This window comes from Nonomuraea sp. NPDC050404 (assembly GCF_040655495.1).
In the GTDB taxonomy this organism is placed as follows: domain Bacteria; phylum Actinomycetota; class Actinomycetes; order Streptosporangiales; family Streptosporangiaceae; genus Nonomuraea.
In genome coordinates this window covers 163,007-188,823 of record NZ_JBFAKB010000012.1, presented here as the reverse complement: position 1 = coordinate 188,823, position 25,817 = coordinate 163,007, and the positions used below count along the sequence as shown (strand labels likewise).

General features: G+C 70.8%; 22 protein-coding genes. 14 read left to right on the top strand and 8 right to left on the bottom strand.

All coding sequences use genetic code 11. The features are described 5' to 3' along the window. Positions 1-1,371 carry a glutamine synthetase family protein gene (locus AB0I81_RS31890; RefSeq protein ID WP_360663897.1) on the bottom strand — a complete coding sequence of 457 codons (1,371 nt, stop codon included), beginning with the start codon at positions 1,369-1,371 and terminating at the stop codon, positions 1-3. 124 nt (positions 1,372-1,495) lie between these two features. Here AB0I81_RS31890 and AB0I81_RS31885 point away from each other — a divergent pair, with 124 nt between their 5' ends. Continuing rightward, entirely contained in the window at positions 1,496-2,200 is a 705-nt protein-coding gene (locus tag AB0I81_RS31885; protein ID WP_360664433.1) for an FCD domain-containing protein, read from the top strand. A 54-nt stretch (positions 2,201-2,254) separates the two neighbouring features. Continuing rightward, positions 2,255-3,007, top strand: a complete 753-nt coding sequence (locus AB0I81_RS31880) for a hypothetical protein (RefSeq protein ID WP_360663895.1) — start codon at positions 2,255-2,257, stop codon at positions 3,005-3,007. On the opposite strand, the gene AB0I81_RS31875 is transcribed toward AB0I81_RS31880, so the two are convergent. The 4 genes from AB0I81_RS31875 to AB0I81_RS31860 form a co-directional block, all read right to left on the bottom strand. Continuing rightward, positions 3,004-3,195: a hypothetical protein gene (locus tag AB0I81_RS31875; RefSeq protein ID WP_360663893.1), complete on the bottom strand. Its 192-nt coding sequence runs from the start codon at positions 3,193-3,195 to the stop codon at positions 3,004-3,006. The genes AB0I81_RS31880 and AB0I81_RS31875 overlap by 4 nt on opposite strands. Positions 3,196-3,353: 158 nt before the next feature. Next, entirely contained in the window at positions 3,354-4,976 is a 1,623-nt protein-coding gene (locus tag AB0I81_RS31870; RefSeq protein ID WP_360663891.1) for a High-affinity nickel-transporter, read from the bottom strand. Next, positions 4,973-6,172 (bottom strand): tetratricopeptide repeat protein, encoded by a 1,200-nt coding sequence (locus AB0I81_RS31865; protein ID WP_360663889.1) that lies wholly within the window; start codon positions 6,170-6,172, stop codon positions 4,973-4,975. Before AB0I81_RS31865 ends, AB0I81_RS31870 begins: the two co-directional genes overlap by 4 nt. A gap of 157 nt (positions 6,173-6,329) precedes the next feature. Further along, complete coding sequence (locus AB0I81_RS31860) at positions 6,330-7,706, bottom strand: DUF4331 domain-containing protein (protein WP_360663887.1); 1,377 nt, start codon at positions 7,704-7,706, stop codon at positions 6,330-6,332. Positions 7,707-7,922: 216 nt separating this feature from the next. Between AB0I81_RS31860 and AB0I81_RS31855 the strand changes: the two genes are divergently transcribed. Genes AB0I81_RS31855 through AB0I81_RS31845 form a run of 3 tightly spaced genes read left to right on the top strand, consistent with a single transcriptional unit; the run spans position 7,923 to position 12,241 of the window. Then, positions 7,923-9,644, top strand: a complete 1,722-nt coding sequence (locus tag AB0I81_RS31855) for an ABC transporter ATP-binding protein (protein ID WP_360663885.1) — start codon at positions 7,923-7,925, stop codon at positions 9,642-9,644. Positions 9,645-9,699: 55 nt separating this feature from the next. Then, complete coding sequence (gene hutU, locus AB0I81_RS31850) at positions 9,700-11,349, top strand: urocanate hydratase (protein ID WP_360663884.1); 1,650 nt, start codon at positions 9,700-9,702, stop codon at positions 11,347-11,349. A 58-nt stretch (positions 11,350-11,407) separates the two neighbouring features. Beyond that, on the top strand, positions 11,408-12,241 hold the full coding sequence (locus AB0I81_RS31845) for a MurR/RpiR family transcriptional regulator (protein WP_360663882.1): 834 nt from the start codon (positions 11,408-11,410) through the stop codon (positions 12,239-12,241). On the opposite strand, the gene AB0I81_RS31840 is transcribed toward AB0I81_RS31845, so the two are convergent. Together AB0I81_RS31840 and AB0I81_RS31835 are read right to left on the bottom strand one after the other, a co-directional pair. Continuing rightward, positions 12,221-12,970, bottom strand: coding sequence for an ABC transporter permease (locus AB0I81_RS31840; protein ID WP_360663880.1), 750 nt, complete (start codon positions 12,968-12,970; stop codon positions 12,221-12,223). The two genes, AB0I81_RS31845 and AB0I81_RS31840, sit on opposite strands and share 21 nt — an antisense overlap. Beyond that, on the bottom strand, positions 12,967-13,920 hold the full coding sequence (locus AB0I81_RS31835; protein WP_360663878.1) for an ATP-binding cassette domain-containing protein: 954 nt from the start codon (positions 13,918-13,920) through the stop codon (positions 12,967-12,969). The genes AB0I81_RS31840 and AB0I81_RS31835 overlap by 4 nt, the downstream gene beginning before the upstream one ends. A 155-nt stretch (positions 13,921-14,075) precedes the next feature. Between AB0I81_RS31835 and AB0I81_RS31830 the strand changes: the two genes are divergently transcribed. The 6 genes from AB0I81_RS31830 (at position 14,076) to AB0I81_RS31805 (ending at position 20,532) form a co-directional block, all read left to right on the top strand. Then, positions 14,076-14,762: an SDR family oxidoreductase gene (locus AB0I81_RS31830; RefSeq protein ID WP_360663876.1), complete on the top strand. Its 687-nt coding sequence runs from the start codon at positions 14,076-14,078 to the stop codon at positions 14,760-14,762. A gap of 28 nt (positions 14,763-14,790) precedes the next feature. After that, the gene (locus AB0I81_RS31825; RefSeq protein ID WP_360663874.1) at positions 14,791-16,008 is read left to right on the top strand and encodes an allantoate amidohydrolase; all 1,218 of its coding nucleotides are present in this window, start codon (positions 14,791-14,793) and stop codon (positions 16,006-16,008) included. Beyond that, positions 15,999-17,324, top strand: a complete 1,326-nt coding sequence (locus AB0I81_RS31820) for a formimidoylglutamate deiminase (protein ID WP_360663872.1) — start codon at positions 15,999-16,001, stop codon at positions 17,322-17,324. The genes AB0I81_RS31825 and AB0I81_RS31820 overlap by 10 nt, the downstream gene beginning before the upstream one ends. Before the next feature lie 89 nt (positions 17,325-17,413). Continuing rightward, positions 17,414-18,565, top strand: coding sequence for an imidazolonepropionase (gene hutI, locus AB0I81_RS31815; protein WP_360663870.1), 1,152 nt, complete (start codon positions 17,414-17,416; stop codon positions 18,563-18,565). A 106-nt stretch (positions 18,566-18,671) separates the two neighbouring features. Continuing rightward, positions 18,672-19,613, top strand: coding sequence for a sigma-70 family RNA polymerase sigma factor (locus AB0I81_RS31810; RefSeq protein ID WP_360663868.1), 942 nt, complete (start codon positions 18,672-18,674; stop codon positions 19,611-19,613). A 157-nt stretch (positions 19,614-19,770) separates the two neighbouring features. Continuing rightward, positions 19,771-20,532 (top strand): MOSC domain-containing protein, encoded by a 762-nt coding sequence (locus AB0I81_RS31805; protein WP_360663866.1) that lies wholly within the window; start codon positions 19,771-19,773, stop codon positions 20,530-20,532. Positions 20,533-20,707: 175 nt separating this feature from the next. Here AB0I81_RS31805 and AB0I81_RS31800 read toward each other — a convergent pair whose 3' ends face one another. Next, a complete protein-coding gene (locus AB0I81_RS31800; RefSeq protein WP_360663864.1) occupies positions 20,708-21,634 on the bottom strand; it encodes an iron-siderophore ABC transporter substrate-binding protein in 927 nt (308 codons plus the stop codon). 209 nt (positions 21,635-21,843) lie between these two features. Between AB0I81_RS31800 and AB0I81_RS31795 the strand changes: the two genes are divergently transcribed. From AB0I81_RS31795 to AB0I81_RS31785, 3 genes are read left to right on the top strand one after another with little or no spacing between them, the layout of a single operon-like run. Beyond that, the gene (locus AB0I81_RS31795; RefSeq protein ID WP_360663862.1) at positions 21,844-23,196 is read left to right on the top strand and encodes an ammonium transporter; all 1,353 of its coding nucleotides are present in this window, start codon (positions 21,844-21,846) and stop codon (positions 23,194-23,196) included. Next, a complete protein-coding gene (locus tag AB0I81_RS31790) occupies positions 23,193-23,531 on the top strand; it encodes a P-II family nitrogen regulator (RefSeq protein WP_360663860.1) in 339 nt (112 codons plus the stop codon). Before AB0I81_RS31795 ends, AB0I81_RS31790 begins: the two co-directional genes overlap by 4 nt. A 4-nt stretch (positions 23,532-23,535) precedes the next feature. Further along, entirely contained in the window at positions 23,536-25,812 is a 2,277-nt protein-coding gene (locus AB0I81_RS31785; protein WP_360664430.1) for a [protein-PII] uridylyltransferase, read from the top strand. The last annotated feature ends 5 nt before the right edge of the window (positions 25,813-25,817 follow it).

Sequence of the window (25,817 nt, the reverse complement as noted above, 5' to 3'; positions counted from 1 at the left end):
CTACATCCGCTCGAATCCACGGAACATCTCCCAGTCCGTCACCGCCGCGTCGAACGCGGCCAGCTCCACCCGCGCGTTGTTCGCGTAATGCGCCACCACGTCGTCGCCGAACGCCTCGCGGGCCTGCTTCGAGCCCTCGAACAGGGCGAGCGCGTCCCGCAGCGTGTGCGGCACCGTCTCGGCCCCCGAGGTGTAGGCGTTGCCGCCGTACGGGTCCTCCAGCGGCAGTTCGGCGTCGATGCCGTGCAGCCCGGCCGCGATCAGCGCCGACACCGCCAGGTACGGGTTCACGTCGCCGCCGGGCACCCGGTTCTCCACGCGCAACGAGCTTCCGTGGCCGACCAGCCGCAGCGAGCAGGTGCGGTTGTCCACGCCCCACTTGACGGCCGTGGGCGCGAAGCTGCCGGGGACATAACGCTTGTAGGAGTTGATGTTGGGCGCGTACATGAGGGTCAGCTCGCGCATGAGGGCGAGCTGACCCGCGATGAAGCGGGCGCCCAGCGGAGAGAGCCCGTACGGCCCCTCGCCCGCCATCACCAGATCACCATCCGCGCCACGGAGGGAGATGTGGATGTGGCAGGAGTTGCCCTCGCGCTGGTTCGGCTTGGCCATGAACGTGATCGACCTGCCCTCCTGGGCGGCGATCTCCTTGGCGCCGGTCTTGTAGATGACGTGGTTGTCGCAGGTCCGCAGCGCCTCGTCGTAGCGGAAGGCGATCTCGTGCTGGCCCAGGTTGCACTCGCCCTTGGCCGACTCGACGTACAGGCCCGCGCCCTCCATGCCGCGCCTGATCCGCCGCAGCAGCGGCTCGACGCGGGCCGTGCCCAGCAGCGAGTAGTCCACGTTGTACAGGTTGGCCGGCTCCAGGTCGCGGTAGGCGCGCTTCCAGGCGTCCTCGTAGCTGTCGTCGTAGACGCAGAACTCCAGCTCCGTGCCCACGTACGCGGCCAGCCCGCGTTCGGCGAGACGGGCGAGCTGCCGGCGCAGGATCTGGCGGGGCGAGGCCACCACGTCGCCGCCGCCCTCCCAGGCCAGATCGGCCATCAGCATCGCGGTCCCCTCGTGCCAGGGCACCCGGCGCAGTGTCGCCAGGTCGGGCTTCATCACGAAGTCCCCGTACCCCCGCTCCCAGGAGGACATCGCATAACCGGGGACGGTGTTCATGTCCACGTCCACCGCCAGCAGGTAGTTGCACCCCTCGGAGCCGTGGTGCAGCACCTCGTTCAGGAAATAGCGCGCCGACAGTCTCTTGCCCTGAAGTCTTCCCTGCATGTCGGCGATCGCGAGGAGCACGGTGTCGATCCGGCCGGCCGCCACGTCGTCGCGCAATTCGGCGACGGAAAGGTACCCGGTGCTTCCTCGATCGTCCACGCTACGCAGCTCCGATCTGGCCTGAGGCGCTTTCCCGTTGATTGGGCTAGTCTCAGACCATTGATGTGTATGGCGGGATCGCTTGTCAAGACCTGAGGACACGTTGGACGAGTCGGCACGATTGATGACGGTGTTGCGCCCGGTCAGGGCGGGCAACGCCTTCGAGGAGACCGTGGAACGGCTGCTCCAGGCGATCAAGCTGGGCGTCGTCGCCCCCGGCGACAAACTCCCGCCCGAGCGGGAGCTGGCCGTCCAGCTCGGCATCAGCAGGGTGACGCTGCGCGAGGCCATCCGCGCGTTGTCGGAGTCGGGCTATCTCGACGTACGCCGGGGGCGCTACGGAGGCGCGTTCGTCACCTACGTGCCGCCCAGGCCGGATCCCGGCGACCTGCGTCAGGCGGTTAAGGAGATGGGCAGGGCGGAACTCGCCGACGCGCTCACCTTCCGGCTGGCGGTGGAGTGCGGCGCGGCCGAGGTCCTGGCGGCGACCGAGTTGTCGCAGGAACAGCGGGCCCTGCTCACCCGCAGGCTCGCGGACCTGAACCGGGCGGGGCTGGAGGACTACCGGCGCCTCGACACGGCCTTCCACCTGTCCATCGCGGAGCTGACCGGCTCCAACCTGCTCGCCACCACCTGCGCCGACGCCCGCTCCCGGGTGAGCGACCTGCTCAACGCCATCCCGATGCTCCAGGTCAACCTGGACCACGCCGCCGTGCAGCACCGCGCCATCGTGGACGCCATCCTCGCCGGGGACCCGGACGCGGCCAGGCGGGCGGTGGCGGAGCACCTGGAGGGCACGGCCGCACTGTTACGGGCATTCCTGTCCTGACGTGGGCATGCCGCCGAAAACGTCCCGGCGGCTCGTACCATCGAATTCAGGGCTATGGGGAACTGGTTTCAGCAAAGCATCGTCGCCACAGGACGGCTTCCGCTGTTCTGCTACTTCGTCATGCTCATCGCGGCCTTCATCGCCACCCGCATCAACGTGCGCCTGATCAGGGCGAAGATCGGCTGGTTCCGCAACATCAACGTGGGGGAGATGCACATCCACCACGTGGTCTTTGGCGTGGTGCTGATGTTAGTCGGCGGCGTCACGCTCATCGTCTCGCCGGAGTCGCAGATCGGCACCGCCGTCGCGGCCTCCGTGTTCGGGGTCGGCTCCGCGCTGGTGCTGGACGAGTTCGCGCTGATCCTGCACCTGCACGACGTGTACTGGGAGGAGGAGGGGCGGACCTCGGTGGACGCGGTCTTCATCGCGGTCGCCGTGACCGGCCTGCTCCTCATGGGGCTGCGTCCTCTGACGTGGAACTACGGCCCCCCGGTCAACCCCGCCGCGCTGATCGTGGGCAACCTGCTGCTCGCCGTCGTCACCCTGCTGAAGGGCAAGATCTGGACGGGGATGGCGGGGCTGTTCGTGCCGCCCATGCTGGTGGTGGGCGCGCTGCGGCTGGCGCGGCCCGGGTCGCCGTGGGCGCACTGGTTCTTCGCCAAGAAGTCGCCGCGCAAGATGGCCAGGGCCATTCACCGGGAGGAGCGGTGGCGGCGGCCGGTCATCAAGGCCAAGATCGCCTTCCAGGAGTTCCTGTCCGGGCGGCACGACCTGCCGTCCACCAGGCGGGGGCGTCGGCACGGCTAAGAGCGCTTTCCGAAGGTTCTGATGAACTGGACGATTCCGATCACCGCTCCGGTGACGACTATCAGGGCTCCTGCGCTGGTGTTGAACGCGGCCACCCCGTCCGCGCCGAGCGCCTGGAGGATAATCCAGCACAGAAGCGCCGCAATTGCCCCCAGGGCCAGCGACAGCGCGGCAATGAGCATTCCCATCTCGCACCTCCATGGGTGGAATGTAGGGGCTAGATACCCGCAGGGGTGGTCCCGGTAAAAGGAAAAGCGGCTATGACCTGCGTAAACTCTGTCGAGGGCGACAAATGAGCAAGCGTCCTGCCCGGGGTTCCGGTCAGGACGCTGGCACTCGGAAACTCCTACAGGGCGGTCACGGAACGCAGGGCCAAACCCGTGCCCAGGAGGACGACCATGGCGGCCGTGCCCAGCGGGGCCAGGCCCGAGATCCTGGCGGCCAGGCGGCGGCCGGCCGAGGCGCGCTCCTCCAGGCGGTCCACCAGCTTGACCAGGAGCAGGCCGGTGATCGTGAGGGTGGCGGCCATGCCGACGCCGTAGGCGGTCACCAGCGCGACGCCGAACCACGTACGGCCGAGGGCGATCGCGCCGAGCAGCACGATCAGGGCCGAGGGGCTGGGGACGAGGCCGCCCGCGACGCCTAGGCCGATGAGACCGGCCCGCTTGGTGGTGGCGGTGGCGTGCCCGTGGTGGTCGTCTTCCCCGTGCCCATGCCCGTGCCCATGCCCGTGCCCATGCCCGTGCCCATGCCCGTGCCCATGCCCGTGCCCATGCCCGTGCCCGTGCCCGTGCCCATGTCCATGTCCGTGGCCGTGGCCGTGGCCGTGCGGGGAGGGGCGGCGGAGGTTCAGGAGGAGGCGCAGGCCGATGAAGGCGATCAGTGCGCCGCTGGCCACCCCGAGCCAGGCCAGCACCGACTCCCCGGCCAGCGCCGTGAACACCGTCAGCAGCAGGCCCACCACCAGCACCCCGGCCGTGTGCGTGGCCGTCACCGTGGCGCCCACCACCAGCGCGTCGCGCGGCCGGCCACGGCGCCCGGCCAGGTACGCGGCCATGATGGTCTTGCCGTGCCCGGGGATCAGCGCGTGCCCGGCCCCGAGCACCACGGCCAGCCCGACCGCCAGCAGGCCCAGCGGAACCGTCAGCGTGTCCGAGCCGATCAGCCCCGTGAACGTGCGGTCCAGCGCGGCCAGCGCCTCCCCGATCGGGCCGCCGATCCCGATCTCCAGCCCGCCGGACGACGTTCCGCCGGAGGGGGCGCCGGAGCCGGCCGGCAGGCCCAGGGCGGGGCCCGAGACGGTGAAGGTGGCGACGCGCTGGTCGAGCGGGTCGGACAGCAGGTCCTCGGGGTAGGCGCGCAACTCCTGGCTGATGCTGGTCGTGGGCACCGAGGAGCCGGTCAGGCGCATCCCGTCCCCGACGGCGGTGATCTCCCGCCAGCCGATCCTGTCCTGCTCGAACCCGTCGGTGAACCTCACGGCCCCCGAGGCGCGAATTTCGGCCACGAGCCGGCAGGACAGGCGGCTGGTCTCCAGACCCCCCTCACCGGGGGCGTATTCGAAGGCGGAGTCCTGTACCCGCCACGGGACCGTCCTGCCGGCCACCACGAGCCGCTGGGCGGCGGCCAGGGCGGCACAACGGCGGGCGGCGTACTTGGCGTCCACCTCCGGCTTGGCCTGCAGGGTCGGCAACTCGGCCAGATCTACGACGGCGAGATTGCGCACCTGCGAGGCCGAGACCCGCAGGCCGTTGTAGTGGTTGACGGTGAACCGCCCGAGCGGGTGCATGGCGGTGCCCCGGTGTGCTTGGGCGGCGGTGCCGCTGCGTACTTGGGCGGCGGTGCCGCTGTGTGCTTGGGCGGCGGTGCCGCTGTGTGCTTGGGCGGCGGTGCCCAGGCCGATGCTCGCGCACAGTGACAGCAGCAGGCCCGCCAGAGCGGACAGCAGGCCGAGCCGGAGCAGTCTCATGAGAACCTCGCCAGTGCGGGCAGCGTCGGGTCGAATCCTGGATCCACCCGCACGGAACGGCCGAGGGCCTGCTCGATCTTGGCGCGGTGGTAGGCCAGCAGCGGGTTCTGCCAGCCGGTGGCGGTGGCCTTCTCCGCGTACGTCAGCGCCTCGCCCGGCTCGCCCGCCTTGTACAGCGCCCAGGCCAGGGCGTCGGCGGCGACGAGGTTCGGGTTGCGGGCGTACTCGGCCCTGGCGTACTTGACGGCCAGCTCCGGGTCGCCGTGGTCGGCCTCGAACTCGGCCCACATCAGGTCCTCGCGCACGCCCGCCGCCTCGAAGAGCTTGCGCTGGGCCTGGAGCAGCGTCCAGTCGGCCGGCTTGCCCGCCTTGATCCGGGTCTCGCCCTGCTCGACGAGGTACTGGGGCAGGGGCAGCCGCTGCACGACGCGGTCGTACAGGTCGAGCGCCTCGGTGAGTCGGCCGTCGAGCGCCGCCGTCCTGGCCTGGCCCGCGAGGGCGGGCGTGTAGGCGGGGTAGGCCCGCAGGGAGCCGGCGTACCAGTCGGCGGCCGTCTTCAGGTCGCCCGCGTGCAGGGCCAGCTCGCCCAGGTAGTAGCGGACGTAGGCGAGATCGGCGGGCGTGTAGGCGTCGTCCTGCGCGTACTCCAGGTACCTGCGTGCCCCGTCGCGGTCGCCGCGCAGCTCCGCGGCGTAGGAGGCGCGGGCGAAGGCCGGCACGCCGGGGTGCAGGTCCATCATCTTGTCGATGGCCCGCTGGGCCTCGGCCAGCTCCCCGAGCTGCGTCCTGGCGTCGGCCAGCACCCCGTGGGCCGCGACGCCGTACGGGTTGGCGTCGATGGCGCGCTGGGCCAGCCGGGCCGCCTCGGCGAACTCGTGGCGACCGGCGGCCAGCGCCGCCTGGCCGGTCAGCACCGCGTCGTCGCGGTCGTTGAGCCTGGTGGCCGTGGCGAGCGCGCCTTCCGCCTTGGTGTAGTACGACGGGTCGCCGGTGACCCTGGCCTGGTCCACGTACCGGGAGCCGAGCTCGGCCCAGCCGCGGTAGTCGCCGGGCAGGCGCTTGAGCCGCTCCTGCAGCGTCTCGCGGCCCGCGGCGTTCGCCGCCGGGTCGGGCGCGGGCGTGGCCGCGAAGGAGAAGATCGTGAAGAGCATCGCGCAGATGAGGGCGATGCCGGCGAATAGCGCGAAGACACGCATGTGCGAAGGCTCCAGAGCTGGATGTGGGGACGGCCGGCCGTGACGGGGAGCACGGCCGGCCGGCCCTTTCTCGGTCGGCGGCAGACGATGGGAGACGGGTGGTCTGCCGCCGGGGAGGACCGTCCGGTTTGGAGAGGGAACCGGCCGGCCAGGAGCGTTAGTTCTGGTTCACTGCCTTGTTGCTGGGCAGCGGGATGTACGGGAACGTCTGGCCGAAGGCCTTGTCGTTCTTGTCCACCTTGTCCGTCAGGCCGGGCACCAGCTTGCCGCTCTGCGCGGCGCCGGCCACGGCCTGCAGTTCGATGTCCACGACGTCGTCGGGGAGCCGGCGGCCGTTCGGGAAGCCCTGCAGGTCGCCGCCGAGGACGCCGAGCCTGTTCGGGTCCTTGGTGACCGGGATGGACATGTTCAGCCGCAGCTGCTCGGAGGCGCGCTGCTTGCCGGCGTCCTTATTGAGCGACTGAGCGTTCAGGTCGGCCGCGATCGGGCCGTTGTTCTTGGCGATGCCGCTCAGGAAGATCTGGACCAGGTCCTTACGCGGCGTCGCGGGCGCCTTGATGCCGTAGATGGCTTCGAGGAGCCTGGCCACCTCAGGGTCGGTGACCCGGTTGACCAGGGCCTGGACGTCGGCGTCCTTCGACGGGTCGAGGGCGTTGAAGGCGTCCTTCATGCCGGCGGCCGCCACCAGCTCGTTCACCAGCGGGTTGCACAGGCGGGAGACCTGCACGAACGAGCTGCCGTTGAACTTGTCGGTGGTGGAGCAGACGCCGATCACGGGGTTGCGCTTGGCGTCGCCCTTGAGCGCCACCTCGGACTGCGGCACCTGGAGCGCCACAGTGTTGGTGTTGTAGCCCTTGAGGGTGTCCTGGCCGACCTCGGACAGGTCGCCTCCGTAAAGGAGGTCGAAGACGCGCAGGTCGAGGAAGAACGCCTCGTCCGACTGTCCGGCGAAGGTCTTGCCGCCGCCGGCCAGGCTCTTGATGGACTGGTTGCGCAGCGTGTTGTAGTCGGGCATGGAGGCGGCGCCGACGTTGCTGGGCGCGACGATGCCGTCGCTGACCAGGGTCTTGGTTCCGCTGGGCGTGATCCGCTTGAGCGTGTAGCGCTGGCGGAAGAGCAGGTTGGGGTCGTCGAGCGAGGTGACGGGCCCGTTGTTGTACAGGAACGTGGTGTTGCCGCGCTTGTCCTCGTTGCGGAAGACCCACTGGTAGGTGATGTCCGTCTTGGAGTCACCGTCGTTGTCGATCTTTATGTTGTAACGCGACTTGGTGGCCCACGGGTAGAAGTTCGGGCCGCCGTTGGGCTCCTCCAGCGGGATCCAGTTCGCGATCAAGGTCACGGTGTCGGCTTTGTCGGGGCTGACGAACGCGTACACGTCCGTGTTGTCGTGCTGCGGGTCGCCGGAGATCATCGGGGCCTCGCGGTGCGAGGAGGCGATGCCGGAATCCGTCCGCAGCACGGCCATCGACGAAGCGGCGACCGCTACGGCGACACCAAGCCCGACTAGAGCGCGCCGGTTGATCCGGAGCTCCATGTTCGGTCCTTTCGGGAAGGGCTGATCGTGACTACGAGGTTCCGGCCGGATGCCTCGACGCCCTATTCGTCCGTGGGCCGCGCCCGGATGTCGGTCTCCTCCTTGAGAATGAGGGTCAACCAAAGTTGACATACTAAGGTCGTCAATTTAAGTTGACGTAGTCCGGGCGGTGCGGATCGTGCGGTCCCGTTCGTTGCAGATAAGTCGAGAAATGTCGTGAAAGGGGATCTGGTGATCAAGGAGCTGCTCGGCTACGTCCGCGCGCACCGGAAAGTCCTCATCCTGGGCGGCTTACTGAGCCTGGTCGGCTCGGCCGCGGGCCTCGCCATGCCGTTGCTGGCCAAGTACGTGGTCGACGCCTTCGGCCAGAACCGCTCGATGGCCGAGCCACTGCTCTGGCTGGCCGTGGCGGTGCTGGTCGGTGCGGTCGTCTCGGCCGGGGGAAGCTATCTGATGGAGCGCACGGGCGAGGGCATCGTGCTCGGCGCCCGGCGTGGGCTCGTGGACCGGATGTTGCGGCTCAGGGTCGCCGACGTGGACCGGCTCAAGCCGGGCGACCTGCAGTCGCGGGTGACCGGCGACACGACGTTGTTGCGCGCGGTGCTGACGAACGGCATCGTGGACTCGGTCAGCTCGGCGTTCATGCTGGTCGGCGCGATCGTCCTGATGGTGGCCATGGACGGCGTGCTGCTGCTGATGACGCTGCTCGTCCTGGTGGTGATCGGCGGGCTGGTCGCGCTCATCATGCCGAGGATCCAGCGGGCGCAGACGCACGCCCAGGAGGCCGTGGGCGAGATGGGCGCGGTGCTGGACCGGGCGCTGCAGGCGTACCGGACGGTCAAGGCCAGCGGTGCGGAGGAGCGGGAGATCGCGGTGGTCGGCGAGGCCGCGACGCGCGCCCGCGACCGGGGACTGCAGGTCGCCGGCTGGACGTCGCTCGCGGGGGTGGCGTCGTGGATGGCCGTGCAGATCGCGTTCCTGGCCGTGCTGGGCGTGGGCGGGGCCAGGGTCGCCTCGGGCACCCTGGAGGTGTCCTCGCTGATCGCGTTCCTGCTGTACCTGTTCTACCTCGTGCCGCCGATCGGGCAACTCGTCCAGGGCGGCGTGCAGTTGCAGCAGGGGCTGGCCGCGCTGAAGCGGATCAAGGAGATCGAGGACCTGCCGGCCGAGCCGGTCAGCGTCCCCGCACGGCAGGACGGCGTGCCGGTCGGGGTGACGTTCCAGGACGTGGTGTTCAGGTACGGCGACGACCGGCCCGTCGTGCACGACGGCGTCAGCTTCGAGGTGCCGGCCGGTGGGCTGACCGCGCTGGTCGGGCCATCGGGAGCGGGCAAGTCCACGGTGTTCGCGCTGCTCGAACGCTTCTACGAGCACCAGGACGGCCGGATCGAGATCGGCGGCAGGGACATCCGCGACTGGCCGCTCGGCGAGCTGCGGGCCGCGCTCGGCTACGTCGAGCAGGACGCCCCCGTGCTGGCCGGCACCCTCAGGGAGAACCTGGTCTTCGCCGCCAGGGACGCGACGGAGGAGGAAGTGCACCGCGCGATCGCGCGTACCAGGCTCGACGACCTGGTGGCGCGGCTGCCCGAGGGGCTGGAGACGGCGGTCGGGCACCGCGGCGTGTTGTTGTCGGGCGGCGAGCGCCAGCGCGTGGCCATCGCCAGGGCGCTGCTGCGCAAGCCCAGGCTGCTGCTGCTCGACGAGGCCACCTCGCAGCTCGACGCGGTCAACGAGCTGCGCCTGCGCGAGGTCATCGCCGAGGTCGCCGACGAGACCACGGTGCTGGTCATCGCGCACCGACTGTCCACGGTGACGGGCGCCGACCGGATCGTGGTCATGGAGGCGGGCGGCGTACGGGCGGTGGGCACGCACGACGAGCTGGTCGGCGCGGACGAGCTGTACCGGGAGCTGGCCGCCACGCAATTCCTGGTGAGCTGAGCGAAATCAAGGGCTAGTCTCTTCGTGAATGGGTTCATTCACGAAGGGATCACCCATGAGCAGGACAGTCCGCGCGCCGCGAGGCACCACGATCACCGCGAAGGGCTGGCCGCAGGAGGCCGCGCTGCGCATGCTCCAGAACAACCTGGACCCGGAGGTGGCCGAGCATCCCGACCAGCTGGTCGTCTACGGCGGCTCGGGCCGGGCCGCGCGCGACTGGCCCTCCTTCGACGCGCTGGTCAGGACGCTGACCACGCTGGAGGGCGACGAGACGCTGCTGGTGCAGTCCGGGCGGCCGGTGGGCGTGTTCCGCACCCACGAGTGGGCGCCCAGGGTGCTGATCGCCAACTCCAACCTGGTGCCCGACTGGGCCAACTGGGAGGAGTTCCGGCGGCTGGAGGCGGCTGGGCTGACCATGTACGGCCAGATGACCGCGGGTTCGTGGATCTACATCGGCACCCAGGGCATCCTGCAGGGCACGTACGAGACGTTCGCCGCCGTGGCGGAGAAGAGGTTCGGCGGCTCCCTGGCCGGGACGATCACGCTCACCGCCGGGCTCGGCGGGATGGGCGGCGCCCAGCCCCTGGCCGTCACCATGAACGGCGGCGTGGCCATCTGCGTCGACTGCGACCCCCGCTCGGTCACCCGCCGCATCGAGCACCGCTACCTGGACGTCGAGGCGGCCTCGCTGGAGGAGGCGCTGCGGCTGGCCTACGAGGCCCGCGACGCCCGCAGGCCGCTGTCGATCGGCGTCGTCGGCAACGCCGCCGAGGCCCTGCCCGACCTGCTGGCCCGCGGCGCCGAGATCGACATCGTGACCGACCAGACCTCGGCCCACGACCCGCTGATGTACCTGCCGCTCGGCGTGGCCTTCGAGGACATGGCCGGGGAGCGGGACAAGGACCCGGCCGGCTTCACCGAGCGGGCGCGTACGTCGATGGCGCGGCACGTGGAGGCGATGGTGGGCTTCAAGGACGCGGGCGCGGAGGTGTTCGACTACGGCAACTCCATCAGGGGCGAGGCCAAGCTGGCCGGTTATGAGCGCGCCTTCGACTTCCCCGGGTTCGTGCCCGCCTACATCAGGCCGCTGTTCTGCGCGGGCAAGGGGCCGTTCCGCTGGGCCGCGCTGAGCGGCGACCCGGCCGACATCGCCGCCACCGACCGGGCGATCCTGGAGTTGTTCCCCGAGAACGAGGCCCTGGCCAGGTGGATCAGGAAGGCCGGGGAAAAGGTGCACTTCCAGGGCCTGCCCGCGCGCATCTGCTGGCTGGGCTACGGCGAGCGCGACGTGGCGGGCGAGCGGTTCAACGACATGGTGGCCTCGGGCGAGCTGCAGGCGCCCGTCGTGATCGGCCGCGACCACCTCGACAGCGGCTCGGTCGCCTCCCCCTACCGCGAGACCGAGGCCATGGCCGACGGCTCCGACGCGATCGCCGACTGGCCGCTGCTCAACGCCATGCTCAACACCGCATCGGGCGCCTCCTGGGTGTCCATCCACCACGGCGGCGGGGTCGGCATCGGGCGCTCGATCCACGCGGGCCAGGTGACGGTGGCCGACGGCACCGCGCTGGCCCGCGAGAAGCTCAACCGCGTGCTCACCAACGACCCCGGGACCGGGGTGATGCGGCACGTGGACGCGGGATACGAGGAGGCCGCGCAGGTGGCCGCCGAGAAGGGGGTCCGCGTTCCGATGCGCGAATCCTGAGCGGGTTTGGTATCCGTGGTTGGGATGAGAATGCCGGGTGGGCGGTGTTGGAGGTGGAGTGGCGGACGGATATCACGGTGGGCTCGACGTGCTGCTGGATGGCCGGAGGCTGTCGCCGGTGCAGCGCAGGATCGCGCACTACCTCAACGAGCACCTGGACGAGGCGATCTTCCTGTCCAGCGTGGAGCTGGCCGAGCGGGCCGGGGTCAGCCAGCCGTCCGTGACCAGGTTCGCCATGGTCCTGGGCTTCGCCGGCTATCCGGACCTGCGCCAGGCGTTGCGGCCGCTGGTGCTGGGCGGCGGGGTGGAGGCGCCGCACGAGAGCCTGCTGCGCACCGCCATCGACTGCGAGATCCGTAACCTCGCCCTGGTCAGGGAGCGGCTGACCGCCTTCCCCCTCAAGGAGCTGGGCGAGCAGCTGGCCGCGACCGAGCCGCTGCCCGTGCTGGGGCTGCGCGTCTCGTGCGGCCTGGCCACCACCTTCGCCTACTACGCCCGCCGCATCCATCCCGACGTGCGGCTGCTCACCCACGGCGGCGCCGAACTGGTGGACGGGCTGCACGCGGCCCGCCGGGCAGGGGCCGAGTGGGTGGTGGCCGTGGTGTTGCCGCGCTATCCGGCGGAGGCGCTGCACGCCCTGGAGTACGCGGAGAAGCTCGGGCTGCGCGTGGCCGCCATCACCGACAAGTCCGACTTCCCCGCCGAGATCGTGCTGGACGCGCCCGTGGGCGACCGGCTCGTGTTCGACTCGCACGCGGCTCCGCTGGCCCTGGCCATGGCCCTGGTGGAGGCCATGGCCGACGCGGCACCGCTGCGCACCCAGGCCAGGCTCGACGAGTACGAGCGGATGACCGAGGAGACCGGCACCTTCCTACCCGGCGATCTTCCTTAGCGACCGCATGGACCAGAACGTGGTGAGCACCGCCAGCACGGCGAACAGCCCGAACGCGATCGGGATCGAGGGAGACCCGAGCTGCCCGTAGAACAGCGCTCGCCCCGCCTCGACCGCGTGGTAGAGCGGGTTGACCGGCGCGACGAACCGCATCCAGTCGGGCGCGAACGAGATCGGCACCAGCAGCCCGGCCAGCAGCATGGCCGGCAGCGTGAACAGGTTGATGGTCTGCGACATGCCGTTCTCGTCGCGCACGGTCAGCGCCAGCCCCTGCGACAGTCCCGAGGCGAACAGCCCGGTCGCGGCCATGAGCAGCAGCACCAGCACCAGCTCCACGCCGCCGATCCGCACGCCCATGGCGACGGCCACGATCAGCACCAGGACGGCCTGGGCGACCAGCATGACCATGTCCTTGGCCACCCGGCCGAGCACGATGGCCGGCCGCCAGGCGGGACTGACCGCGTACCGTTCGAGCGAGCCGTTGCGCAGGTCGGCGATCAGGCCGAACCCGGTGAACAACGAACCGAAGACGGCGATCATCATCATCGCCCCCGGGGTGAACATGCGCAGCGCGTCCACCAGCGTGCCGCCCGGCGCCATCGTCTTGAGCAACGGCGCGAACATCAGCAGGTACAACACCGGCTGCATGATGCCGAACAGCGGCCAGATCGGGTTGCTGAAGGACTTCCTGAGCTCGTAGCCGGTGAACAGGGCGACATGGCGGATCATTGGGCCGCTCCGGCGTCGCGGAGGGTACGGCCGGTCTTGGCCAGGAAGACGTCGTCGAGCGTGGAGCGGTCGAGCGCGATCGAGCTTAGCCCGAGCTTGCGCTCCTCCAGCGCCCGCAGCAGGACGGGCAGCATGTGCTCGCCGTCGTCCACGTAGACGCGCAGCAGATCGTCGTCCACCCGGGTCTCGCGGGCCAGCGGCCCGAGCGTCTCGGCGGCCCGCTCGGGCTCCTCCACCCTGAGCGAGATCACGTCGCCGGAGACCTCCCGCTTCAGGTCGCCCGGGGTGCCCTCGGCCACGACCAGGCCGTGGTCCACGATCATCAGCCGGTCGCACAACGCGTCGGCCTCGTCGAGGTAGTGGGTGCTGAGCAACACGCTCGTGCCCTCCTCGCGCAACTGCCTGATGCGTTCCCACAGGTTGGCGCGGTTCTGCGGGTCGAGCCCCGTGGTGGGCTCGTCGAGGAAGAGCAGCGGCGGGTTGTGCACCAGCCCGATCGCGATCGCCACCCGCCGCTTCTGCCCGCCGGACAGCGTACGGCCCGGACGGTCGGCCAGCTCGCCCAGCTCGAAGCGCTCCAGCACCTCATCGGTGGCCCGCTTCGGGTCGGGCAGGCCGTTGATCCTGGCCATCATCATGATCTGGGCCCTGGCGCCGGTGGTGTCCTCCACCCCGCCTTCCTGGCTCACGTAGCCGAGCTTGGTACGGATCGCGGCCGGCTCTTTCAGCAGGTCGTGACCCGCGATCGTGGCGGTGCCCGCGTCGGGGGCGATCAGCGTGGCCAGCATCCTGATCGTGGTGGTCTTGCCCGCGCCGTTCGGCCCGAGCACCCCGAAGATCTCACCCTTCTTCACCTCAAGGTCCACACCACGTACGGCCTCGACGCTCTGGGCGCCCTTCCTGCTCCTGGTGGTGAACGTCTTGTGTAATCCATGTGCCTGAATGATCATTGGGTGGGTCAGCTCCTCTTATGGCAATTCGATGCGCGGCATTGCCTTTTTCACCCAGTCAAGCCGGGCCATCTTGCCATGCGGCGCGGCCGATATCCTCTGCTTTTCCCGGCCGTTCACGGGGCCCGATCACCCGGCCCCCTAGGCTGCCTCTCATGACTGAACGACCGATCGCGCTGGTCACAGGCGCTTCACGGGGCATCGGCGCGGCCGTCGCCCGAGCCTTCGCCCCGACCCACGACGTGCTGCTCGGCGGCCGGGACGAGCGGGCGCTGGCCGAACTGGCGGCCGAGTTGCCCGGCGCGCGGCCCTGGCCGGTGGAGCTGACCCGGGTCACCCCCGCCGACGTGGCGGGCGTCGAGCGGCTCGACGTGCTCGTGCACAGCGCCGGCGTCGGCACGCTGGGCCGGATCGCCGACCAGGGCGCCGACGTGTGGCGGCAGACCATGGAGGTCAACGTCGTCGCGGTCGCCGAGCTGACCCGGCTGCTGCTTCCCGCGCTGCGGCGGGCCGGTGGCCACGTCGTGTGCGTGAACTCCGGATCGGGGCAGCGCGCCTACGCCGAATGGGGCTCCTACGCCGCCAGCAAGTTCGCGCTCAAGGCGTTCGCCGACGCGCTGCGGCACGAGGAGCCCGAGCTCAGGGTCACCACCGTCTACCCGGGCAGGACCGCCACCGACATGCAGCGCGGGATACGTGTCCATGAGGGCGGCGAGTTCGAGCCCGAGAAGTACCTCGTGCCGGAGACGGTGGCGCGGGCGGTGCTGGCCACGGTCACCGCCGGGCCCGACGCCCACCTCACCGAACTGACCCTGCGGCCCAGGGGCGGCTCCGTCTCCTGAATGGATCCATTCATCTACAGTGGGATCCATGCTTGAACCGATCGCGCACATAGGACGAGATCCGCGTACGGGCGGATACCTGCGGGACGCGTGGTCGGCGGCCGACCTGGAGCTGCGCGAGTGGTTCTCGGGCGAGGCCCGGCGGCGCGGGCTCGACCTGCGGGAAGATCGCAACGGCAACCTGTGGGCGTGGTGGGGCTCCCCCTCGCGGGAGCGCCCCGGCGTGGTGACGGGCAGCCACCTGGACTCGGTGCGGCAGGGCGGCGCCTACGACGGGCCACTCGGCGTCGTGTCCGCCTTCGCCGCACTTGACCTGCTCAGGCAGCGGGCCGTGCGGCCGTCCGTCCCGGTGGGCGTGGCCTGCTTCAGCGACGAGGAGGGCGCCAGGTTCGGCGTGCCCTGCATGGGCTCGCGGCTGCTCACCGGGGTGCTCGCGCCGGAGCGGGCGCTCGGGCTGACCGACGACGACGGCGACACGCTGGCCGAGGTCCTGGGGCGGGCCGGACGCGCGCCACGGGAGCTCGGGCGCGACGAGGAGACGCTGGCCACCGTGGGCACCTTCGTCGAACTGCACGTCGAGCAGGGCCGCGGGCTCGTCACCGAGGACCGCCCGGTGGGGGTGGCCGCGGCCATCTGGCCGCACGGGCGGTGGCGCTTCGACTTCCGCGGGCGGGCCGACCACGCGGGCACCACCAGGCTCGCCGACCGGGACGATCCGATGGTGCCCTTCGCCCGCATGGTGCTGGCCGCGCGGGAGGAGGCCGAGCGTCGCGGGGTGGTGGCCACGGTCGGCAAGGTACGCGTCTCGCCCGGCAACGCCAACGCCATCCCCGGCCTGGTCTCGGCCTGGCTCGACGCCCGCGGACCTGCCGAGCGCGACGTACGCGACCTGGTGGCCGAACTCGCCCGCGGAGCCGGAGCGGCTGGTCCCGAGTCGGTCCGGGGCGCGGACGCGGGCGGTGCCGTGGAGGTGCGGGAGGAGTCGTGGACGCCGGTCGTCGATTTCGACGTGGCGCTCAGGGACCGGCTGGCCCGGGTCGCCGGGGGCGACACGCCCGCGCCGATCCTGCCCACGGGCGCCGGCCACGACGCCGGAATCCTGGCCGCGGCGGGCATCCCGAGCGCCATGTTGTTCGTCAGGAACCCCACCGGCGTGTCCCATTCCCCCGGTGAGCACGCCGAGCGGGCAGACTGCGAGGCGGGAGTCGTGGCACTCGCGGACGTGCTGGAGGATCTGTGTCGCTGACCTACTGGTGCGAGCGGGCCCTGCTGCCCGGCGGGCTCGCGGGCGATGTGCTCGTCGAGGTCGAGGGCGCCAGGATCACCCGGATCGAGCAGGGCCCGCCCGGTACGGCGGTGCGCCTGCCGGGCCTGACCGTCCCCGGCCTGGCCAACGCCCACTCCCACGCCTTCCACCGGGCGCTGCGCGGCGTCACGCAGCAGGGCAAAGGCGACTTCTGGACCTGGCGCGAGCAGATGTACGAGGTGGCCGCCCGCCTCGACCCCGACTCCTACCTGCGCCTGGCCACGGCCGTCTACGCCGAGATGGCGCTGGCCGGGGTGACGTGCGTGGGGGAGTTCCACTACCTGCACCACGACCGTGACGGAAGGCCGTACCCCGGCGATCCCAACGTCATGGGCCACGCCCTCATCCGCGCCGCACGGGCGGCCGGCCTGCGCATAGCGCTCCTCGACGCCTGCTACCTCACCGGCGGCCTCGGCTCGCCGCTCTCCGGCGCGCAGCTCCGCTTCAGCGATGGCTCCGCCGAGCGCTGGGCCGTCAGGGCCGAGGCGCTGGCGGCGGCCTACGAAGGACAACACGACGTGGAGATCGGCGCGGCCATCCACTCGGTGCGCGCCGTGCCCGCCGAGCAGATGCCGGTCGTGGCCGACTTCTCCCACCGGCACGCGGCCCCCCTGCACATGCACGTCTCCGAGCAACGGGCCGAGAACGCGGCCTGCGTGGAGATGTACGCGGCCACGCCCGTCCAGGTCCTGCACGAGCGCGGGGCGCTGGGACCGCGCTCGACCGCGGTGCACGCCACGCACCTGACCGACGTGGACATCGAACTGCTCGGCCAGTCGGGCACCTGCGTCTGCATGTGCCCCACCACCGAACGCGACCTCGCCGACGGCATCGGCCCCGCCAGAGCGGTCGCCGACCGCGGCGCGAAGATCACCCTCGGCTCCGACAGCCACGCCGTGATCGACCTGTTCGAGGAGGCCAGGGCGGTGGAGCTGAACGAGCGGCTGCGCACCGAGAAACGCGGCCACTGGAGCGCCGCCGACCTGCTCGCCGCCGCCACCTGCGCCGGCCACACCTCGCTCGGCTTCCCCGACGCGGGCCTGCTCGTGCCCGGCGCGTGGGCGGACCTGGTGTCGGTACGCCTCGACTCCCCGCGCACGGCGGGCGCCTCGGAACTGGAGGCCATCGTGTACGCGGCCACGGCCGCCGACGTGCACTCCGTGGTCTCCGCCGGTCGCCGGGTGGTCGAAGAGGGCCGGCACGTGCTCGGCGACGTCGGCGCCCTGCTGAACGAGGCGATCGCCGACCTGCGATGACGGCCGGGCCGGATGGCGGTCTTGCTGGATGGCGGGATCGGGATGACGGGGCCGGGATGACGGATGAACGGGACGACGGAGGAGCCGCCATGACCACGACGACGCTCATTGACGGGATCGGGCTGCTGTACACCGGCGACCCGGACCGGGAGGAAATCACCAATGCCGCGCTCGTCATCGAGGACGGCCTGATCGCCTGGACAGGCCCAGCCGCCGAGGCCCCGGACGCCGACGAGCGGATGCACGCCGGGGGCCGGGCCGTGATCCCGGGGTTCGTCGACAGCCACGCCCATCTGATCTTCGCCGGTGACCGGACGGCCGAGTTCCAGGCCCGCATGTCGGGCGAGCCGTACACCGGGGGCGGCATCAGGACCACGGTCGAGGCCACCCGCCGGGCGAGCGAGGCGGAGCTGGCCACCCACGCGTTCGCCCTGGTGGAGGAGATGCGCCGGCAGGGCACCACCACCGTGGAGATCAAGAGCGGCTACGGGTTGTCCGTCGCGCACGAGAAGCGTTCGCTGGAGATCGCCACCGCGCTCACCGACGAGACCACCTTCCTGGGGGCGCACGTCGTGCCGGCGGACCTGGACGCCGACTCCTACGTGCGGCTCGTGGCCGGGGACATGCTCGAAGCCTGCGCGCCGTACGCGAAGTGGGTGGATGTGTTCTGCGAGCCGGGCAACGCGTTCGACGGGGACCAGACGCGGGAGATCCTCGCCTCCGGCCTGAAGGCGGGGCTCGGCGCGCGGGTGCACGCCAACCAGCTCACCGAGGGGCCGGGGGTGCGCGTCGCCTGCGAGCTCGGGGCCGCCTCCGCCGACCACTGCACCCACCTGAGCCCGGCGGACGTGGACGCCCTCGCCTCCTCGGAGACGGTGGCGACGCTGCTGCCGGGGGCCGAGTTCTCCACGCGGTCTCCTTATCCCGACGCGCGGCGGCTGATCGACGCGGGCGCGACCGTGGCGCTGGCCACCGACTGCAACCCGGGCTCGTCGTTCACCTCGTCGATGGCGTTCTGCGTGGCGCTGGCCGTGCGGGAGATGCGGATGACGCCGCTGGAGGCGATCAGGGCGGCCACGTACGGCGGGGCACGCGCGCTGCGCCGTACGGACGTAGGCTGGCTGCGGCGCGGGGCCCGCGCGGACCTCGTCATCCTCGACGCTCCCTCCTACGTGCATCTGGCCTATCGACCCGGCGTTCCCCTCGTTCACCAGGTGTTCCACGGCGGTCTCCTCCTTTAGGAGGACATCCAGAACCATCCCGCAGACGTAGTTGTTGAGGGAATCTTTGCTTCTGGCCGGACGTTGGCCGGGTATAGAACGCAGCTGCGGAACGAGGTGCCTGGGGATGGCAAGGCCTACGGGGAGTCGCACGCAGGAGCAGCACGTCGCTGATCGCGATCTGCTGGGGACCTACTTGGCCGAGATCGGCCGGGTCCCGCTGCTCACGGCGGAGGAAGAGGTGGAGCTCGCCAAGCGGATCGAGGCGGGCCTGTTCGCCGAGCAGCTGCTCGACAGCGGGGGCACGGAGCCGCGCATCGGGGATGCGGCCGACGAGGAACTGGAGCGGCTGGCGATTTCCGGCCAGCGGGCCAAGGAGGAGTTCATTCAGGCCAACCTGCGCCTTGTGGTCGCGGTGGCCAGGAAGTATTCGGGCCGGGGGATGCCGCTGATCGACCTGGTCCAGGAGGGGAACCTGGGCCTGGTCCGCGCGGTGGAGAAGTTCGACTACCGCCGGGGGTACAAGTTCTCCACCTACGCCACGTGGTGGATCAGGCAGTCGGTGGGGCGGGCCATTCACGAGCAGGCCCGGCCGGTACGCCTGCCCACGCACGCCGGGGAGCAGATGACCCGGCTGATGCGGGTCCGGCGCGACCTGCTGGCGGAGTTCGACACCGAGCCGACCGACGACGACCTCGCCGGGATCCTCGATCTGCCGATCGAGCGGGTCCGCGAGCTGCGCCGCTGGGCCTCCGACCCGGTCTCGCTCCAGCTCGGGGTGGGCGACGAGGACGAGACCGAGCTCGGTGACATGATCGCCGACGAGACGTGGGCCGATCCCGAGCAGCAGGCCATCGACATCCTGGAGCGCGAGCGCCTGGAGGAGTGGCTGACCGGGCTCGAAGGGGTCACCAGTGAGATGTTGCGCTGGCGTTACGGGCTGGTGGACGGGCGCGAGCACACGCTGACGGAGGTGGGTGAGCGCTACGGCATCGGCCGCGACCGCGCCCGCCGCATCGAACGCGACGCGCTGGCCCGCCTGCGCAAAATGGCCACCGCCGCCGCCTGACCCCCGCCGGAGCAGCGGTCGCGTCGCCTGGCGCGGTCCGGCGCCCGAGCAGCCGTCGTGTCGGCCGGCGCGGTCCGGCGCCTGAGCAGTCGTCATGTCGCCTGGCGCGGTCCGGCACCCGGGCCGCCCGCCGGGGAGCGGTCGTAAGCTCGTCGGCATGCATGTCGAAACGCTGCGCCGCTATCCGGTCAAGTCCATGCTGGGGGAAGAGGTCGGCGAGAGCGGGGTGAGCGAACGCGGCCTCGCGGGGGACCGGGCGCGGGCGGTGCTCGACGTCACGACGGGGAAGATCGCCAGCGCCAAGAACCCCAGGCTCTGGCGCGCGTTGCTGACGATCGAGGGGGCACGCGCGCCGGGCGACGCCGAGCTGTCCGAACTGCTCGGGCGCGAGGTCCGGCTGATCGACGTGCCGCCGGAGGGCGCCGAGTTCGAGCGGTCCGTGCCGGAGCGGGTGCTGGCGGAGGGGATCGAGACCGAGGTCCCCTACACGGTGGGTACGCTCGGCGGCGCCTCTCCCGACGGCACCTTCTTCGACTTCGCCCCCATCCACCTGATCTCCACCTCCGCGATCGAGCGGATCGGCGAGCTCAGCCCGCGCGGTCACGTCGAGGCCCTCCGGTACCGGCCGAACCTGGTGATCTCGACGGACGATGAGGGCTTCGTGGAGAACGCCTGGGTGGGGCGCGACCTGCACGTCGGCGACGACGTGGTGCTGCACGTGCTGGCACCCAGCCCGCGCTGCGCCGTGCCGACGCTGGCACACGGGCCGCTGGACCGGGACGCCGAGGCGCTGCGCACGGTGGCCGGGCACAACCGGATCCCGGTGTTCGACACCGGGCCGCAGGCGTGCGCGGGTGTGTACGCCCGCGTGGCCCGGCCCGGCCTCGTCAGAAAGGGAGACCCGGTCCGGCTGGCCTGACCCCACCCGGCTTCGGCCGACCCGATCCGATCCGGCCGACCCGATCCCACCCGATCCGGCCGGCCTGACTCGACCCGGTCCGGCTGCCCGGACTCGGCCCGACCCGGCTTTGGCTGGCCCGGCCCGACTCGGCTTCGGCGGGCCTGGAGGTCTGTCCGGCGAGCGGTGGGTGGTCTCACGCCAGCGGCGTCAGGTATTTGTCCAGGTCGTCGAGGATCTTGCCGGCCGCCGTGACGCCGATGCCGAGCATCCAGATCTCGTCGTCCACGTTGTGCGCGTTGCCCGACTTGACCGCTTCGAGGTTCTTCCACAGCGGCCCGCCGGTGACCGTGGCTTGCGACTTGGCCGCCGCCTCCCCGTAGGCGCTGTAGAAGACCGCGTCCGCGTCGGCCTTGGCGATGTTCTCCTGGCTCAGCTTGCCGAAGCGCTTGTCCGCCTGGCCGGCGAGCCGCTGCGCCTCGGGCCGGGGAATGGCCGCGTCGCCCACCACGATGCCGCTGAACGACTCGGGCCCGTACATGCGGATCTCCGTCGGCATGAACCGCACGATGCCGACCTGGAGCTTGGCGAACTTGGCCCCGACCTCCTTGGCCCGCTGCTCGTAGCCGGACAGGAGTTGCCGCGCCCGGTCCGCCTTGCCCAGCGCCTCCGCGTCGAGCAGGAAGTTCTCCTTCCAGGTGACGCCGACCCGCTCGGTGAACACGGTCGGGGCGATCTTGGCGAGCTTGTCGTAGAAGGGTTCCTGGCGGAACTTGGAGCCGAGGATGAGGTCCGGCTTGAGGGTCATGATGGCTTCGAGGTTGAGCTGCTGCAGCGTGCCCACGGGCTTGGTGTTCGACAGGGCAGAGCCGAGGTATTTCGGCCAGGCCTGATTCTCCTGGGCCTGCGCCGCGCCGACGGGGGTGAGGCCGAGCGAGACCATCGTGTCGAGCTTGTCCGTGTCGAGCACGACGACCCGCTTGGGAGTCATGGGCACCTGGGTCTTGCCCATGGCGTGGGTGACGGTCCTGGTGGGGCCGGCTTCCTGGGTGGTGGTGGAGCTCCCGCAGGCGGCGAGGGCTAACACGGGGAGCATGGCGGCGATGGCCAGGCGGAGACGCATGGGCAGTCCTTGATCGGTTAGGTAAGGCAATCCTAAGTATGGCATGCCCGATTTGACATGACCGGAACGGGAGCTGTGAGGGGCCCGAAACGAACGCGAAACACCAGTGCGGCGAGATTCACGAATGTGAAACACACCTGGTCAAGCCACGAAACCCCAGAAGAACACGCTGTGGCCACACGTCACATGTAAGAAGGAGGGTCGCTTCGATGATCGACAGCGGCACTACCGCCTGGATGCTGGTATGCACCGCCCTGGTGCTGCTGATGACTCCGGGCCTCGCGTTCTTCTACGGGGGCATGACCCGGGCCAAGAGCGTCCTGAACATGATGATGATGTCGTTCGTCGCCATCATCGTCGTGACCATCGCCTGGGTCCTTTATGGTTACTCCCTCGCCTTTGACACCGCCGGCGAAGGCGGTGGCATCAACCAGATCATCGGAGGACTCGACTACGTCGGTCTGAGCGGGGTCTTCAACGCCGTCTATGAAGGCTTGATCGTCGAAGGCGGCAACGTAACGGCAGAGGCCGCCGCCGCGGACAACTTCCCGCTGATGGTGTTCTCCGCCTTCCAGCTCACGTTCGCCATCATCACCGTCGCGCTGATCAGCGGTGCGATCGCCGACCGGGCCAAGTTCGGCGCATGGGTGCTGTTCTCCCTGGTGTGGGCCACGGTGGTCTACTTCCCCGTCGCCCACTGGGTCTGGGGCGGCGGCTGGCTCACCCAGCTCGGCATCGAGGACTTCGCCGGCGGCACGGTCGTGCACATCAACGCCGGTGCGGCGGCCCTCGCGCTCGCGCTCGTCCTGGGCAAGCGCCAGGGCTGGCGCAAGGAGCCCATGCGGCCGCACAACCTGACTCTGGTGCTGCTCGGCACCGGTCTGCTGTGGTTCGGCTGGTTCGGCTTCAACGCCGGCTCCGAGCTGGCGCCCGACCAGACCGCCGGTCTTGCGTTCATGAACACCCAGGTCGCCACGGCCGTCGCGGCCGGTGCCTGGCTCGTGGTGGAGAAGCTGCGCGACGGTCACGCGACCACGCTCGGCGTCGCCTCCGGCGCGGTGGCCGGTCTGGTCGCCATCACGCCCGCCTGCGGTTTCGTCGACCCCTGGGCGGCCGTGCTGATCGGCCTGCTCGCCGGTGTGGGCTGCGCCTACGCCGTGGGCCTGAAGTACAAGCTGGGCTTCGACGACTCCCTCGACGTGGTCGGCGTGCACCTGGTCGGCGGCGTGATCGGCGCGGTCGCGCTGGGCTTCGTGGCGGCCTACCCGTTCCTGCCCGGCCAGAACAAGGGCATCCTGATCGAGGGCGGGCAGATCAGCCAGCTCGGTCTCCAGGTGCTCGGCCCGGTCGCGGTCGGCGGCTACTCCTTCGTGATGTCCTGGGTCATCGGTAAGATCATCGACAAGACCATGGGCTTCCGTATCGCCGAAGAAGCCGAGGTCACCGGCGTCGACGTCAGCACGCACGCCGAAACCGGGTACGACCTCGGCACGGTTTACGCCTCCGGCGTGAGCGCCCCCAAAGGTCCCACCGCACCCGCTCCCAAGAAGGTGGACGCATGAGGCTCATCACGGCGATCATCAAGCCCTTCAAGCTCGATGACGTCAAGGCAGCGCTCGAACAGTTCGGCGTCAAGGGCATGACCGTCAGCGAGGCCAGCGGCTACGGCCGCCAGCGCGGCCACACCGAGGTCTACCGCGGCGCCGAGTACCAGGTGGACCTGGTGCCGAAGGTCCGGCTGGAGGTCCTGGCCGAAGAGGATGACACCGAGGACGTGATCGACGTCATCGTCAAGGCGGCGCACACCGGCAAGATCGGCGACGGCAAGGTCTGGTCCGTTCCGGTGGACACCGTGATCCGGGTCCGCACGGGAGAACGGGGTCCGGAAGCCCTGTGATGGGATCCGTACCCGGACAACGACGTCCGGCGACGCTCGGCAGAGGGGCAGCACTGTGAGGGGAGAGGCCCGTTCGTACGCCGCGGCCCGCAAGGAGCGGACCACGGACACCGATCGCTGGCTCAAAGACCTCTTCCGCACGGCGAGCGACGGCGACCACGTCTCACTGGTCGCCGTCGGGAGCCTCGGCAGAGGCGAGCTGGCGCCGGGTAGCGACCTCGACCTGGTGCTGCTCCACAACGGCCGCGGCGACGTGGCCAGGATCGCCGACCGGATCTGGTATCCGATCTGGGACTCGGCGGTCAACCTCGACCACTCCGTACGCACGGTGGACGAGGCCGTCTCCGTCGCCCGGCAGGATCTCAAGGCCGTGCTCGGCCTCATCCAGGCCAGGCACGTGGCCGGCGACCCCGACCTGACCAGGAAGGCCAGGGAGGCGGTGCTGGCCGAATGGCGCGCCGACTCCCGGCGCAGGCTCGGCGAGCTGCGTGACGCCTCCGACAAGCGGGCCCAGGTCAGCGGCGAGCTGGCGTTCCTGCTCGAACCCGACCTCAAGGACGGCCGCGGCGGGCTGCGCGACGTGCAGGCCATGCAGGCCGTGGCCGCCGCCTGGGTCGCCTCGGCGCCGGGGCCGCGGGCGCGGGAGGCGTACGAGTTCATTCTCGACGTGCGGCACGCGCTGCACGTCGTCACTGCCCGCGGCACCGACCGGCTGGTCCTTCAGGAACAGGACGCGGTGGCCGGGCTGCTCGGCCTGCTGGACGCCGAGGCGCTCATGCGCAGGCTCGCCGAGGCCGGCCGTACGGTCTCCCATGCCATGGACACCACCTGGCGCACCGTTGACAGGCTGCTGTCAGGCCCCGCCCCCCGAGGGCGCCGCCCACTGGCGGACGGGGTGGTCGAGCACGCCGGTGAGGTGGTGCTCGCCAGGGGGATCAACCCCCGCAAGGACCCCATCCTGGTGCTGCGCGCCGCCGCCGCGGCGGCCGACTCGGGGCTGCCGCTCGCACCGGCCACCGTGTCCATGCTCGCAGCTCAGTCCCCTCCGATGCCGGTGCCGTGGCCCGAGGAGGCGCGGGACGCGCTGGTGTCGATCCTCGGCGCGGGCCGTGCCGCCGTGCCGGTGTGGGAGGAGCTCGACCAGGCGGGCATCCTTGTCAAACTGCTTCCTGACTGGGAGCGCGTACGCCATCGCCCGCAGCGCAACCCGATCCACCGGTTCACGGTCGACCGTCACCTGATCGAGGCCGCCGCGAACGCGGCCAGCCACATCCGCGAGGTCTCCCGTCCCGATCTGCTGCTGATCGGCGCGCTCCTGCACGACGTGGGCAAGGGCTGGCCCGGCGACCACTCGGCGACCGGCGAGGTGGTGGTCCGCGACATCGCGGCCAGGATCGGCCTGCCCCCGCAGGACGTCGAGACGCTGGCCACCGTCGTACGCCATCACCTGCTCCTTCCCGAGACCGCGACCCGCAGGGACCTCGACGACCCCGTCACGATCGAGAAGGTCGCCGCCACGGTCGGCTCGCGCGAGGTGCTCGACCTGCTGGCCGCGCTGGCGGTGGCCGACGGCCACGCGACCGGTCCCGCCGCCTGGAACAGCTGGAAGGCCGGTCTCGTGGCCGACCTGGTACGCCGGGTCAGGTCCGTGCTGGCCGGCTCGCCCCCGCCCAAGGCGCCCACCCTGTCCGCCGAGCAGGCCGCGCTGGCCCGCCACGGCGGCGGCGCCATCCGGGTCAACGGCGGAGCCGTCACGGTCGTCGCCCCCGACCGGGTGGGCCTGCTGTGGAGCGCCGCCGGGGTGCTGTCCGCGCACCGGCTCGTCGTGCGCTCCGCGTCGTCGGCCTCCGCGGGCTCCACCGCGGTGATCGAGTTCTCCGTGATCCCCGAGTACGGCTCCCCTCCCGACCCCGCGACCCTGGAGTCCGACCTCCGTCTCGTCCTTGCTGGACGTCTTGACATCGAGCAGCGGCTGGCCCGTCGTACCCGCTCGGTCAGGCCGCCTCGCGTACCTGTGGCCCCACCTCGGGTGACGCTGGTCGACGACGCCTCCGCGACCGCCACTGTGGTGGAAGTCAGGGCCCATGACAGGCCGGGACTGTTGTGGCGTATTGGGCGGGCGTTCGGTGAGTGTGGTCTTGACGTGAGGGCTGCTCGCGTGGAGACTCTCGGCGCGGAGGCGGTGGACGTCTTCTATGTCGTGGACCGCGCTGGTCGCCCTCTCAGCGACGACGCGCAGCGGGCTCAAGTCCACGATCAAGTCCTTGCCGCACTGCGATAACCAAC

Excerpts from the sequence above, each read along its gene's own strand:
- AB0I81_RS31885 (WP_360664433.1), top strand. The coding sequence starts at position 1,496 with ATGACGGTGTTGCGCCCGGTCAGGGCGGGCAACGCCTTCGAGGAGACC.
- AB0I81_RS31880 (WP_360663895.1), top strand. The coding sequence starts at position 2,255 with ATGGGGAACTGGTTTCAGCAAAGCATCGTCGCCACAGGACGGCTTCCG.
- AB0I81_RS31875 (WP_360663893.1), bottom strand. The coding sequence starts at position 3,195 with ATGGGAATGCTCATTGCCGCGCTGTCGCTGGCCCTGGGGGCAATTGCG.
- AB0I81_RS31870 (WP_360663891.1), bottom strand. The coding sequence starts at position 4,976 with ATGAGACTGCTCCGGCTCGGCCTGCTGTCCGCTCTGGCGGGCCTGCTG.
- AB0I81_RS31865 (WP_360663889.1), bottom strand. The coding sequence starts at position 6,172 with ATGCGTGTCTTCGCGCTATTCGCCGGCATCGCCCTCATCTGCGCGATG.
- AB0I81_RS31860 (WP_360663887.1), bottom strand. The coding sequence starts at position 7,706 with ATGGAGCTCCGGATCAACCGGCGCGCTCTAGTCGGGCTTGGTGTCGCC.
- hutU (WP_360663884.1), top strand. The coding sequence starts at position 9,700 with ATGAGCAGGACAGTCCGCGCGCCGCGAGGCACCACGATCACCGCGAAG.
- AB0I81_RS31840 (WP_360663880.1), bottom strand. The coding sequence starts at position 12,970 with ATGATCCGCCATGTCGCCCTGTTCACCGGCTACGAGCTCAGGAAGTCC.
- AB0I81_RS31835 (WP_360663878.1), bottom strand. The coding sequence starts at position 13,920 with ATGATCATTCAGGCACATGGATTACACAAGACGTTCACCACCAGGAGC.
- AB0I81_RS31830 (WP_360663876.1), top strand. The coding sequence starts at position 14,076 with ATGACTGAACGACCGATCGCGCTGGTCACAGGCGCTTCACGGGGCATC.
- AB0I81_RS31825 (WP_360663874.1), top strand. The coding sequence starts at position 14,791 with ATGCTTGAACCGATCGCGCACATAGGACGAGATCCGCGTACGGGCGGA.
- hutI (WP_360663870.1), top strand. The coding sequence starts at position 17,414 with ATGACCACGACGACGCTCATTGACGGGATCGGGCTGCTGTACACCGGC.
- AB0I81_RS31810 (WP_360663868.1), top strand. The coding sequence starts at position 18,672 with ATGGCAAGGCCTACGGGGAGTCGCACGCAGGAGCAGCACGTCGCTGAT.
- AB0I81_RS31805 (WP_360663866.1), top strand. The coding sequence starts at position 19,771 with ATGCATGTCGAAACGCTGCGCCGCTATCCGGTCAAGTCCATGCTGGGG.
- AB0I81_RS31800 (WP_360663864.1), bottom strand. The coding sequence starts at position 21,634 with ATGCGTCTCCGCCTGGCCATCGCCGCCATGCTCCCCGTGTTAGCCCTC.
- AB0I81_RS31795 (WP_360663862.1), top strand. The coding sequence starts at position 21,844 with ATGATCGACAGCGGCACTACCGCCTGGATGCTGGTATGCACCGCCCTG.
- AB0I81_RS31790 (WP_360663860.1), top strand. The coding sequence starts at position 23,193 with ATGAGGCTCATCACGGCGATCATCAAGCCCTTCAAGCTCGATGACGTC.